We start from the raw sequence: 12,274 nt of genomic DNA, 5'->3' as shown, positions 1-12,274 counted from the left end.
GATCACGCCATGGAGGCGTCGTCCCCCTCGATCAGCCGCAGGCTGCGGCGCAGGCTCTGCGGTGGATGGCCGAAGGCGCGCAGGAAGGCACGACGCATCCGGTCGCGGTCGACGAAACCGGTGTCGCGGGCGACCACGTCCATCGCGTGGCGGCCCTCCTCCAGCATGGCCTTCGCCGCCTCGAGCCGAAGGCGCTCGACGGCCTTTGCCGGGGATTGCCCGGTCTCCTCGCGAAACAGCCGGCTGAACTGGCGCGGGCTCACGCTCGCGGCCTGCGCCAGCTCCTCCACGGTCAGTGGCCGGCGCAGGTTCTCCTTGGCATAGACGAGGGCCCGCCGGATCCGATCCGAGCGCGGCTCGAGTTCGAGCAGGGCCGAGAATTGCGACTGCCCCCCGGGGCGGCGGTGATAGACGACGAGCTTGCGGGCGATCGCGCGCGCGAGGTCCGCGCCGTGATCGTCCTCGATCAGCGCCAGGGTCAGGTCGATCGCCGCGCTCATCCCGGCCGATGTCCAGATCGGGCCGTCGGATACGAAGATGCGGTCGTCGTCGACGCGGATGAGGGGAAAGCGCTCCTGCAGGACACGAGAATGGGCCCAGTGCGTGGTCGCGGCCCGGCCGTCGAGCAGGCCCGCCTCGGCCAGGGCGAAGGCCCCGGTGCAGAGGCCCGCGATGCGCCGGGAGGTCCGACCGGCTTCGGCGATATAGGCGCGTAAACCTTGCGAGAGCGGGCGTGGGAGCAACTCGCCGACCACCATCAGCGTGTCGGGGGAGCCGGCCAGCGGTTCGGTCTCGATGCCGATGCTGAGCGACGAGCGCACGGTGCCGCCCCGCTCCGACATGACCGTCAGCCGATAGGCCTCCCGACCGAGATGCATGTTCGCGAATTCGAAGGCGGACAGGGCGGCGAGCCCCATCACCTGGAAACCATCCTCCAGGATGAACCCGACCTGGCGCATCGGCCGTCCTCCCTCGCTATGTCTCGATTTGACGTTTATACGTCATTTCAGACATCACCGTCCAGGCTTAGGGTCTTGTGATCGCCCGCCGGCGCGTCCGGACGGGCTTCGGGACAGGACCCACGATCATGACCCAGGGAACCGTGCTCGTCACCGGCGCGTCGTCCGGCATCGGCGCCGTCTACGCCGACCGCTTCGCCGGGCGCGGCCACGACCTCATCCTCGTCGCCCGCAACGCGGCGCGGCTCGAGGCGGTGGCCGATAGGCTAAGGCGCCGTCACGGCGTCGCGGTGCGGACCGTCGCGGCCGATCTGACGGATCGGACGGGCCTCGCCGCGGTCGAGGCGATCCTGGCCAGCGACGCCAGCATCACGCATCTCATCAACAATGCCGGCTTCGGCAGCGCCGCGCCCCTCGCCGCGGCCTCGGTCGACGAGATGGAGCGGATGATCGCCATCAACGTCACCGCGCCGATGCGCCTGACCTACGCGGCGGTGCCGGCCTTCACGGCCCGGGGCAAGGGCACGATCATCAACATCGCCTCGATCGCCGCCATCGGGCCGGAGGTGCTGAACGGCGTCTATGGCGGCTCGAAATCCTTCGTCCTCGGCTTCAGCCAGTCCCTGCGCAAGGACCTCGCCGGGACCGGCGTCACCGTGCAGGTGGTGCTGCCGGGCGCGACTGGCACCGAGTTCTGGGACGTTGCCGGCCTGCCTGCCAGCCACCTGCCCCAGGAATGGGTGATGTCGGCCGAGGATCTGGTCGATGCGGCACTCATCGGCCTCGATCGGGGCGAGTTCGCCACCGTGCCGTCGCTTCAGGAGGGGGAGGAATGGGGGGCCTGGGAAGCCGCGCGCCAAGCCATGCTGCCCCACCTCTCGAATGCGGTGCCGGCCGCACGCTACCGCTCAGCCTGAGCGAATCGCCGGGCTCCGGTTTGGCCCTCGAGGATTCGGAACGAGCATCGGGCCGCCACCGCCGGTGCCCGCAGTCCGTAGGGGGCCGACCGGGTTTGGAGTCGGCGCCCGCCAGGCGCCGGATCGGGCCGGAGCGACGCCCCGGCCCGTTCGGCGCAGCGACACCATCGCGGCGATGTCCGAAATCGCCGCGTTTACGGCGTTGCGAATTGCCAAGGCGACGCCGAGCATGGATATTGCAACGCGAAGACTCGAGGGAGTCGATCGATGATCAGCCTCACGATCAACGGCCGCCAACATAGGATCGATGTTGAGCCGGACACACCCCTTCTGTTCGTCCTACGGGACACGATCGGCCTGACCGGCACCAAGTACGGATGCGGCATCGGTCAATGCGGGGCCTGCACCGTGCTCCTCGACGGGCAGGCGACCCGCTCGTGCCAGCTGCCGGTGGAGAGCGTCGGCGCGCAGGACATCACCACCATCGAGGCGATCGAGGCCGATCCGGTCGGTGCCCGGGTCGTGGCGGCCTGGATCGGAATCGAGGTGCCGCAATGCGGCTACTGCCAGTCGGGCCAGGTGATGGCCGCGACCGGCCTCCTGAAGGAGACGCCGAAGCCATCGGAGGACGAGATCGCCGCGGCGATGTCCAATCTCTGCCGCTGCGGCACCTACAACGCCATTGCCGCCGCCGTGCGGCAGGCCGCGGCCTGAGGAGGCAGGCATGAACGACCTGACCCCCTTCTCCCCGTCCGGCGTCCGGCCCGCATCCGAGCCGGTGCGCAACCTGTCCCGGCGCGGCTTCCTCGGCGTCGCCGCGGGCGCCCTGATCCTCGGCGTGAACCTGCCCGGGGAAGCCGCAGCCCAGGCGCGCGCCGAGGGGGCGGCGGCCGTGGCGCCGAAGCCCGGCACCCGCGTCGCCGCCTTCCTCGAGATCCGTCCCGATGGTGGCGTGCGCCTGCTCAGCCCCTTCGTCGAGGGCGGCCAGGGCATCAACACCGGGCTTGCCCAGACCATCGGTGAAGAACTCGACCTCGATCCGGCCCGCTTCGCGGTGGAATGCGCCCCGCCCGGCCCGGACTATGCCGTCGTCAACGGTCTGCGCATGACCGGCGGCAGCTTCTCGACCCGCTCCAGCTTCGAAGCGATGCGGCGGCTCGGCGCCACCGCCCGGGAGATGCTGCTGCGGGCCGCCGCCGCGCGGCTCGCCGTGCCGCAGCACAGCCTCACCACCGACAACGGCCGCGTGATCCACGCCGCCTCCGGCCGCTCCCTGTCTTACGGCGACCTGGCGCAGGCCGCCCTGGCCTTGCCCCCGCGCGACGACGTGGCGCTGAAGGACCCCAAGACGTTTCGCTGGATCGGACGGCCGGTGGCCCGGCTCGACATGCGCGACAAGGCGACGGGTCGGGCGACCTACGCCATCGATATCCGGGTCGAGGGCATGCTCCACGCCGCCGTGCAGCACGCCCCCCATCTCGGCACCGAGCCGCAGGCGATCGCCAACGAGGCGGATATCCGCGCGATGCCGGGCGTGCACACGATCCACCGCCTGCCCGGCGCCGTGGCGGTTCTGGCCGATTCCTGGTGGCGGGCGCGCAAGGCGGCGGAAGCCCTCCAGGTCACCTGGACCGAACCCGCTTCCGAGGGCATCGCCACGGTTTCGAAGGGATTCTCCTCCGCGGCGATGCTGGCGGCCCTGACGGCCACAACCGAGCCCGGCATCCCGGCGGAACAGGAGGGCGACCCGGACGCCGCGTTCAAGGGCGCCGCCACCGTGATCGAGGCGGCCTACGACGCGCCCTATCTCGCCCACGCGCAGCTCGAACCGCCCTCGGCGGTCGCGCGGTTCACGGCGGATGGCAGCCTCGATCTCTGGCTGCCGAACCAGATGCCGGAGCTGTTCCAGCAGATCGCGGCGAAGACCGCCGGTCTGTCGCCGGAGCAGGTGCGCATCCACTCGCCGATGCTCGGCGGCTTCTTCGGGCGTCACTTTTACTATGGCCCGGCCAACCCTTTCCCCCAGGCGATCCTTCTCGCCAAGGCGACCGGCCGACCCGTTCGGGTGCTTTGGTCGCGGGAGGAAGAGTTCGCCATGGACGCGGTGCGTCCGCTCAGCTTCGCCCGGTTCAAGGCCGCGCTCGGCCCCGACGGAATGCCAGTGGCGCTCCGCACGACCGCCATCGGCGAGGGGCCGATCGGCCGCTGGTTCGGCGCGGTGTTCAAGTCGCCGGTCGATTCCTCCGTGGTCGAGGGGCTCGACAAGAAGCCCTACGCGATCCCGAATCGGCGTCTCGATTACGTGAAGGTCGCCCACCCGGTCACGATCGCCTTCTGGCGCTCGGTCGGCCACTCGATGAACGACTATTTCTACGAGAGCTTCCTCGACGAGATCGCCGCGGCGGGCGGCAAGGACCCGTTCGACCTGCGCATGGCGCTCCTGAAGCAGAGCCCGCGGCACATAACCCTGCTGCGGACGGTCGCGGAGCTGGCTGGCGGCTGGCGCCGCGGGCCGTTCACGGCGGAGGACGGCACCCGCCGGGCGCGGGGTGTCTCGATGGCCTCGCCCTTCGGCTCGGAGACCGCGACCATCGCCGAAGTCTCGCTCAAGGACGGCGAGGCGCGGGTGCACGATCTCTGGATCGCGATCGATCCAGGCAGCGTGGTCAATCCGGCGATCGTCAAGCGGCAGGTCGAGAGCGCGGCGGCCCTCGGGCTCTCGTCCACGCTCCTCGAACAGGTGGTCTACGAGAACGGGCAGCGGCAGGCGAAGAACTTCGACAGCTACCCGATCCTCGACCGGGAGCGGATGCCGCGGGTGCACGTCACCATCGTCGAGAGCGGGGCGCCGATGGGCGGGATCGGTGAACCGGGGCTGCCCGGCGTGCCGCCCGCAGTGGTCAACGCCGTCGCGGCGCTCACCGGGCAGCGGGTGCGCAGCCTCCCGCTCGCCAAGACGCGTCTGTCCGGTGTCTGAGGCGGGCGGCGGAATGGCCGCGCCCCTGGCTCCCGCGGCCCCGGAGGCGTGCCCCGTTCCGCTCCCGCGTTTCGATTACCTGCCGGTCGCCCTGTTCGGGTCCGTGATGGGGCTGACCGGCCTGAGCGTCGCGTGGCGCCTCGCGGCGGCGCGCTACGGCCTGCCCGCCCTCGTCGCCGACGCAATCGGCTGGGCGGCGCTCGTCGCCTTCCTCGCCCTCGCGCTGGCCTATGGCACCAAGGCGGTCACCGCCTGGCCCGCGGTGCGGGCCGAGTTCCGCCATCCGATCGCCGGCAACCTGTTCGGCACCCCGCTCATCAGCCTGCTGCTGCTGCCCTTCGTACTCCAGGGGCTCAGCCCGGCGCTGGCGGCTGCGGCCTGGATCCTGGGCGCGGGCGGCATGGTCGCGTTCGCGGTGCTCATCGTCAGTCGCTGGATGGGCAGCCGGCAGCAACTCGCCCACGCGACGCCGGCCTGGATCGTGCCGGTCGTCGGCCTGCTCGACATCCCGCTGGCCGCCCCGATGCTCGGCCTCCCCCACACCCAGCCGCTGGCGCTGTTCGCGCTGAGCGTCGGGCTGTTCTTCGCGCTTCCGCTCTTCACGCTGGTCTTCGCCCGCCTCGTCTTCGAGGAGCCGCTCCCGCAGGCGCAGCGGCCGACGCTGATGATCCTGGTCGCCCCCTTCGCCGTCGGATTCTCCAGCTATACGGCCACGACCGGGCGGATCGACGCCTTCGCCGAGGCGCTGTTTCTCGTCAGCCTGTTCGTGTTCGTGGTGCTGGTCGGCCGCCTGCGGGACCTGCCCCGCTGCTGCCCGTTCCGCGTGTCGTGGTGGGCGGTCAGCTTCCCGCTGGCCGCGATGGCGGTGGCGGCCCTGCGCTACGCCGAGCATGTCGGCGCGGTCCCGGCCGACCTCCTCGCCGTGGCTTTGCTCGCCTTCGCCACGGCGACGATCGTTGCCCTCGCGGCCCGAACCCTCATCGGCATCGCGCGGGGCGAACTCCGACAACTCGCCGGCTGACCGTGCGCAGCATCCGGCACACCCCGTCTCTCCCGAGGACACGCGCATTAGCGAGGAGGCCAACACCATGAGCTTCGTGACAACCAGCGACGGCGTCGCGCTCTACTACAAGGATTGGGGCCCGCGGGACGCGCAGCCGATCGTGTTCCACCACGGCTGGCCGCTCTCGGCCGACGACTGGGACGCGCAGATGCTGTTTTTCGTGCAACACGGATACCGCGTGGTGGCCCATGACCGGCGCGGGCACGGCCGCTCCTCGCAAGTCGCGGACGGCCACGACATGGACCATTACGCCGCCGACGCGTCCGCCGTGGCCGAACACCTCGACCTCCGGAATGCCGTGCATATCGGCCACTCCACCGGCGGCGGCGAGGCCGCCCGCTACGTCGCCCGCTTCGGCGAGCCGCAGGGCCGCGTCGCCAAGGCGGTGCTGGTCAGCGCGGTGCCTCCGCTGATGCTGAAGACCGACGCCAATCCGGACGGTCTGCCGCTCGACGTGTTCGACGGCTTCCGCGCGGCCCTCGCCGACAACCGGGCCCAGTTCTTTTTTGATGTAGCGAGCGGCCCGTTCTACGGCTTCAACCGGGAGGGTGCGAAGGTCTATCCGGCCGTGATCCAGAACTGGTGGCGCCAGGGCATGATGGGCAGCGCCAAGGCGCATTACGACGGCATCAAGGCCTTCTCGGAGACGGACCAGAGCGAGGACCTGAAGGCGATCGGCGTGCCCACCCTCGTGCTGCATGGCGAGGACGACCAGATCGTTCCGATCGGCGCCGCGGCGCTGAAATCCATCAAGCTCCTGCGCAACGGCCGGCTGAAGACCTATCCGGGGCTCCCGCACGGTATGCTCACCGTGAACGCCGACGTGCTCAATGCCGACCTCCTCGCCTTCGTGCGCGAGAACAGCCCCGCCTGAACCCCCGCGGACGCGGCAGGGGGCTCCATGCGAGCCCGCGTCCTGACGGCCGACGGGCGCGTCGTGATTGGTGGCGGTGGGGCCGAGGCGTGGACCGATGCGATCGAAGACGCGTTCGGGAGCGGGTTGGTTGTTTCGGCTACGAGGGGCGCGACAGGCCCGAGGGCCTGTCGCAGTGAGGTCCGCGGGTGGAGAGCACCGCCGAGCACCCGGCGAGCCGTCACCCTTTGGGCAACCCCGGGTGACGCCTGATACGGTCTCCGGCTGATGGCTTCGTTTCAGCCCCCGATCTCGTCTTTCCGGGGCGCGAAGCGAAGCCGGACCCGCAGAGGCGCGCCGGAGGCGTGCCATCGACGACGGGCCGCGACGCCATGCTTGCGCGTCGCATCGCGGGTGGATCCCGGGTTCCACTGCGCGGCCCCGGGATGACGGCGAGGCCAGACCGAAGGGATCAACCGGAAACGGTCTGATCCGGGCTCCGCTTGATCAAAGCGGAGCCCGTATCAGGCAAGCCCGCGCGGCGTTTGAGCGATGCCCAAATCCGCCATCCCGAAGGGATCAACCGGATTTGGGATGACAAGAGCCCGTTTTGCCGCCACCATCGTGCTGATCGGCATCGGGCTCGTCTGGCGCTTGGTTCCGCTCGGTCTGAGCGGGCTTGCGCTCAAATACGGTGGCTCGGTTCTGTGGGCTGCGATGATCTATTGCCCGTGCGCGGCTTTGCGGCCCCGGGGATCGATCGCTGGATCGATCGCTGCGACGGCGCTCATCGCCAGCCTCGTCGCCCTCGTGACGGAGGAGGCCTCGCGGCTCTTCCATTCGCCCTGGCTCGACGCCTTCCGCCTGACGCTCCCGGGTGCGCTGCTCCTCGAACGGGGTTTTTCGCTTTGGGACCTTGTCGCCGACGCGGTCGGAATTGGAGTTGCGGCCCTGTGCGAGCGGATCCACGCTGGGGGGCGCCGACCGTGACTCACCTTCCGCGCGGGGCCGATGCGGTCCCCGCGCGCTCAGACGATAAGGAAGTCGGCGAAGGTCAGGCCCGGTCTCGTGGTGAGCGTCGCGAACTGGACTTGCGCCGCGCTTCCCGTCCCGTCCGGATCGTAGAACAGGGCGCCGGAGGCGGTGTCGTAGACGATGTGCTGTTGCGCGGTCTTCGCCACCGTCCCGGTGCCGAAATCGCTCGCCTGGAAGGGGCCGCCGGCGAGCGCCGTGAAGACGGCATCGTCGAGATGGATCGTATCGTCCACGGCGCTGAAATCCGTGATCGTGTCGCGATTCGAGGCACCCAACGCCGTGTTGAAGACGAAGCTGTCCGCACCCGTGCCACCGGTGAGCCGATCGCTTCCGGTGCCGCCGACGAGTGTGTCGGCTCCCCCCAAACCGCTGAGGGTGTCGTTGCCGTCCAGGCCCGTGAGGATGTTGCCGGCGCCGTTGCCGGAGAGCGTGTTGGCGGCCCCGTTGCCGGTTCCGTTGATCGCGACCCCGCCGACCAGTGTCAGATTCTCGATCGACTGGCCGTTCAGCCAGAAGCTGACCGACGATCGCACCAGATCCGTGCCGCCGCTGCCGGCTTCGATCACCCGGTCGCCGGTATTGTCGACGAGATAGATGTCGTTGCCGTAGCCGCCTGCCAGCGTGTCCGCCCCCGCGCCCCCGTCGAGTGTGTTGGCGCGCCAATCCCCGGTCAGGCGATCGGCCTGGTCCGATCCGGTCAGGTTCTCGATCGAGAAGAATTTGTCGCCCGCGGCATCGCCCGTGTTGAGCGTCGGATCGGCCAGGTTCGCCGTGACGCCTTGGGTGGCCCAGGCATAGGTGACCGTGTCGCTGCCGGAGCCGGGATAGACCGGCTCCTTTGCGGACACATGAAGCTGATACTGAAACGCCGTATTGTAATAATTGTCGACATTAATGTAGTAATCGCCAGTATGCTGCACCGTATAGGTGACGAACGGATCGTTCGTATTGGTAGATCCTGGATCGAGTGGCCCGTTCGCGTCGTAGCCGGTCACAAGCGTGTTGTTCCGGGCGTCGAGCAATCGCAGGGTGATATCTGTGGTCGCCGCCGGTGTCGTGCGGTCGATATCGAGCGTGAGCACGGTGCCGGCGAGAAGCCGCACATGGTAGTAGTCGAATCCGTTTTCGACCGTCGAACCGTTGACCGTTACGTGGGGTATTGTGGTCGAATCGACGATATCCGCATTGGCGGTGCGGCTAAAGCTGTTGGTGAGGTCGGGCGCTTTCTTGATCAGGTTGTCGAACCGGTCGAAGGGATCGAAGACCAAGGTACTGGGTTTAGAGATCGTACCGCTGCCGAGACCGATCTGAGGGGTCGGGCCTTCGAGGGAGATATGAAACTCGTGCGCTTGCGCATAAGCGTTCTGGATATAGTAAATCCCGGACGTGGGAGCCGTGAAGACGAAATAGCCGTCGTTATAGCTGGAAGAGCCCACATCGGGATAGGTTCCGCCGATCCCCCGGAAAAAAGCGAGCTGGGTTTGTGACGCGTTGTAGACGGCGCCCGTACTTCCGTTGTTCGAATTGTACGGGCCCTCCGTCTGTCCTGGCGCGCCGTCGAAATCGAGTGTCATCGTCGTGCCGGCGGTGAGAAAGACTTTATAGTAATCCGTATTGTATCGCGAGGCTGTGCCGTCGAACTTGATCGTGAGATGGGCGGCCGTGGCGGAGTGGAAGACATCGGGATCGTCGTAGACGTAGAAATCGTCGGTGATGGTGACGGCGTTCGCGATCGAGTTGGCATAGCTGTCCCAGTTGGCCGGCAGGGTGATCAAGCCGCTGCCGAGGCCGACACCCGCCGGCTGCTCATCGCCGTAGAAGACATCCGCGCCGCTGCCGCCGCGCAGCGTATCGTTGCCGGCGCCGCCCACGAGGCCGTCATCGCCGGCGCCGCCGATCAACAGGTCGTCGCCGTCATAGCCGTAGAGGATGTCGTCACCGCCCACCGCCGACAGCGTGTCGTTGACATCCGATCCGTCCATGCGGTCGGACGCGGTCGTTCCATTGAAGGCAAAGCCTCGGGTCAGATCCCAGACCGTGCCGTCGTCGAACACCACCTTTTCCAGAACCGAACCGAGTTCCGAGGCACCGCTCGCCGTCGTCGGGGCGGCGACATTGACGAATGACGTGGTGGCGCCAGCTTTCAGCACGAACCGCGCCCCGCCATAGACGGGATCGGTGACCACCGCGACATCGGCCGGCTTCACCCCTGACAGCCGGAGCGTGTCGGTGCCCTCGCCGGGCGCCTCGACGATCCGGTCATAGGCCGAGGTGCCACCGGTTTCGCCCGGACGAACGATGTAGGTGTCGTCCCCCGTGCCGCCGATGAGGGTGTCTGCGCCGGCGCCGCCGTTGAGCGTGTCGTTGCCGCCATACGTCTTGATCGTGTCGTCGCCCGCCGCACCCGACAGCCGGTCGGCGAGATCCGAACCCTCCATCCGATCCGCGCCGGTGGTTCCGACGAAGGTGTAGCCTCGGGTCAGATCCCAAACGGTACCATCGTCGAATCGAACTTTCTCGATGACGGAACCGAGGTTCGAGGCACCGCTCCCCGTCACCCCCGCGGCCACGTTGACGAAGGAATAGGTGCCGTCGGCGGCTTTGAGGCCGAACCGCACCCCGCCATTGCTCGGGTCGAAGACGACGGACACGTCCGCCGGGCTCACGCCGACGAGCCGCAGCGTATCGATGCCCTCTCCGACCTTCTCGATGACCCGATCAATGGGGCCGGTGGCGGGGGAATCGCCCGTCCGGATGACGTATTGGTCGTTGCCGAGGCCGCCCGTCAGCGTGTCCGCATCCTTGCCGCCGTCGAGCGTATCGTTGCCGGCGCCGCCGTCGAGCGTATCGGTGCCGGTGCTGCCTTCGAGCGTGTCGTTCCCATCCTTGCCCGACAGGGTGTCGTTGCCGGCCCGGCCGGCCAGCACGTTGGCGGCATTGTTGCCGAGGATCGTGTCATCGCCCGCACCGCCGAGGACATTCTCGATCAGGGAGCGCGCATCGTTGTTGTAGAGCTGCGCGTTCGCGACGTTTCCGGTCGCCGTGAAGGCTGGGCTTCCCCCGACCACCGCATTGCGCTTGGCGATCTGGGTCTGCGAGAAGGTCGAGAAGGCGCCGGGCGACAGGTCGATCTTCAGATTGGTCGAATAGAGCGACAGATCGTAGGTATCGATCCCGCCGCCGTCCCAGATCGTGCCGTAGATCGTGTTCGTCGCCGGAGCCCCCTGGCGGACGCCGTTGACCGACTGCTCGCCGGTATTGGGATCCCACGCATAGGTCGTTGCGCCGCCATTGGTCGTAAAATTGGCCCCGTACAGATATTGCAGTGCCGCAATGTCGTCCTGCATCAGGGTTTGCGGCATCTGGTGGGAGGCGTTGTAATCCAGCCAGGACGAAGATCCAAAAAAGATTGAATAGTTCGAGGTGCGAGTCCCCTGCTGGAGGCCGAGCGTCTCGCCGACACCCCGCATGATGTTCAGATAGCCGAAATTGCCTTTACGTGGGGCGCCGTAGGTGAAGTTGTCCGTATCGAACCATGCATCGCCCGCCTCCGGCGTGGTCCCCGGCGCGTTGAACATGGTCGAGTTGAAGCCGGAAATCGGCGGCGCGTCGCTGTCGTAGACCGTCGTCAACTGGCTGAAGCGCAGCGTGGCGTGGTTTGTCGCGCTCTCTGTGACCTTCGTGAAGGTGAGATTGGTATAGGATGCGATCAGGTCGAGGGCGTTGATCGCCGCTTGCTGCTGCGCGGCGGTGAAGGTGGTATGTTCCGCCCACCACGGCCCCCGCCCAACGCCGGGATACTCGAAGCCACCGGAGGGATGGACGATGTCGCCCGTCGGATAATACGAGTAATAGGACCCGGAGGTCGGGAAGCTGTAGGTCAGGTTCGACGCCGACCAGCGGGTTCCAGCGAGAATCGGATCGATGTTGGTCCGTCCAGACGGCGGAACACTCTCACTCGGAGCGGATCCATCAGCGGCCAGGGCGGCATCGGACGCACGCGACATGTTCGTTCCCTTCCGAAACCGAGATCGAGACAAGGCCCAGGAGATCGCATCCCGGATGATTGTCTAAATTCTTGTGCCGCATCGGTTTTTCTGACCTTCGGCGTTCCCGTTTCGGGCCGAAGCGTCACGCCCGTGCCCGCATGAAGCTTTGCAGGCTTGTCATGGACATTGGGCTCGCCGCACGTCTCCACCAAGGCATAGTACAGGGGATCGGATTCTGTCCACCGAGGCCCCGACAGGCGGATCGATGGATGTCGGCGTCACGCGGGCCGGCGCGGTACTCGAGGGTGCGCATCGGCCCACGCCGATGACGGAACCATCAAGACGATGATCGTCCTGCGTCAGCAACGCCGCAACGATCGTCACATCCGTCTGCTTGGCTCCCGCGTATCGCGGGGCACCGCCAAATCAGCAGGCCTCGTCGAAAGGGTTGCGCTTCGCCGGAGGTGCGGAGCGACCGGGC

At 67.8% G+C, this 12,274-nt stretch carries 8 protein-coding genes; 6 read left to right on the top strand and 2 right to left on the bottom strand.

What is annotated here, in order from left to right:
- Positions 1-2: 2 nt before the first annotated feature.
- A complete protein-coding gene (locus LW587_RS02985) occupies positions 3-959 on the bottom strand; it encodes a GlxA family transcriptional regulator (RefSeq protein WP_232628115.1) in 957 nt (318 codons plus the stop codon).
- A 128-nt stretch (positions 960-1,087) separates the two neighbouring features.
- On the opposite strand from LW587_RS02985, the gene LW587_RS02980 reads away from it, so the two are divergent.
- The 6 genes from LW587_RS02980 to LW587_RS02955 all read left to right on the top strand — a co-directional run bounded on the left by LW587_RS02980 (position 1,088) and on the right by LW587_RS02955 (position 7,759).
- Positions 1,088-1,876 (top strand): SDR family NAD(P)-dependent oxidoreductase, encoded by a 789-nt coding sequence (locus LW587_RS02980; RefSeq protein ID WP_232628114.1) that lies wholly within the window; start codon positions 1,088-1,090, stop codon positions 1,874-1,876.
- Between the two features lie 267 nt (positions 1,877-2,143).
- A complete protein-coding gene (locus LW587_RS02975; protein ID WP_232628113.1) occupies positions 2,144-2,590 on the top strand; it encodes a (2Fe-2S)-binding protein in 447 nt (148 codons plus the stop codon).
- Positions 2,591-2,600: 10 nt separating this feature from the next.
- Positions 2,601-4,853 carry a xanthine dehydrogenase family protein molybdopterin-binding subunit gene (locus LW587_RS02970; RefSeq protein WP_232628112.1) on the top strand — a complete coding sequence of 751 codons (2,253 nt, stop codon included), beginning with the start codon at positions 2,601-2,603 and terminating at the stop codon, positions 4,851-4,853.
- A 13-nt stretch (positions 4,854-4,866) separates the two neighbouring features.
- Positions 4,867-5,874 (top strand): SLAC1 anion channel family protein, encoded by a 1,008-nt coding sequence (locus LW587_RS02965; protein WP_232628111.1) that lies wholly within the window; start codon positions 4,867-4,869, stop codon positions 5,872-5,874.
- A 67-nt stretch (positions 5,875-5,941) separates the two neighbouring features.
- Positions 5,942-6,790 (top strand): alpha/beta fold hydrolase, encoded by an 849-nt coding sequence (locus LW587_RS02960; RefSeq protein WP_232628110.1) that lies wholly within the window; start codon positions 5,942-5,944, stop codon positions 6,788-6,790.
- 531 nt (positions 6,791-7,321) lie between these two features.
- Positions 7,322-7,759: a ribosomal maturation YjgA family protein gene (locus tag LW587_RS02955; RefSeq protein ID WP_232628109.1), complete on the top strand. Its 438-nt coding sequence runs from the start codon at positions 7,322-7,324 to the stop codon at positions 7,757-7,759.
- A gap of 38 nt (positions 7,760-7,797) precedes the next feature.
- On the opposite strand, the gene LW587_RS02945 is transcribed toward LW587_RS02955, so the two are convergent.
- Positions 7,798-11,811, bottom strand: coding sequence for a M10 family metallopeptidase C-terminal domain-containing protein (locus LW587_RS02945; protein WP_269780285.1), 4,014 nt, complete (start codon positions 11,809-11,811; stop codon positions 7,798-7,800).
- Positions 11,812-12,274: the final 463 nt, after the last annotated feature.

The sequence above is a fragment of the Methylobacterium sp. Leaf118 genome (genome assembly GCF_920984675.1).
GTDB lineage: Bacteria > Pseudomonadota > Alphaproteobacteria > Rhizobiales > Beijerinckiaceae > Methylobacterium.
Note: the sequence above shows the minus strand (reverse complement) of the source record. Positions and strands in the feature narration are given on the sequence as shown.

Coding starts and splice junctions, on each gene's coding strand:
- LW587_RS02965 (WP_232628111.1), top strand. CDS start 4,867: ATGGCCGCGCCCCTGGCTCCCGCGGCCCCGGAGGCGTGCCCCGTTCCG.
- LW587_RS02970 (WP_232628112.1), top strand. CDS start 2,601: ATGAACGACCTGACCCCCTTCTCCCCGTCCGGCGTCCGGCCCGCATCC.
- LW587_RS02945 (WP_269780285.1), bottom strand. CDS start 11,811: ATGTCGCGTGCGTCCGATGCCGCCCTGGCCGCTGATGGATCCGCTCCG.
- LW587_RS02960 (WP_232628110.1), top strand. CDS start 5,942: ATGAGCTTCGTGACAACCAGCGACGGCGTCGCGCTCTACTACAAGGAT.
- LW587_RS02985 (WP_232628115.1), bottom strand. CDS start 959: ATGCGCCAGGTCGGGTTCATCCTGGAGGATGGTTTCCAGGTGATGGGG.
- LW587_RS02980 (WP_232628114.1), top strand. CDS start 1,088: ATGACCCAGGGAACCGTGCTCGTCACCGGCGCGTCGTCCGGCATCGGC.
- LW587_RS02975 (WP_232628113.1), top strand. CDS start 2,144: ATGATCAGCCTCACGATCAACGGCCGCCAACATAGGATCGATGTTGAG.
- LW587_RS02955 (WP_232628109.1), top strand. CDS start 7,322: ATGCCCAAATCCGCCATCCCGAAGGGATCAACCGGATTTGGGATGACA.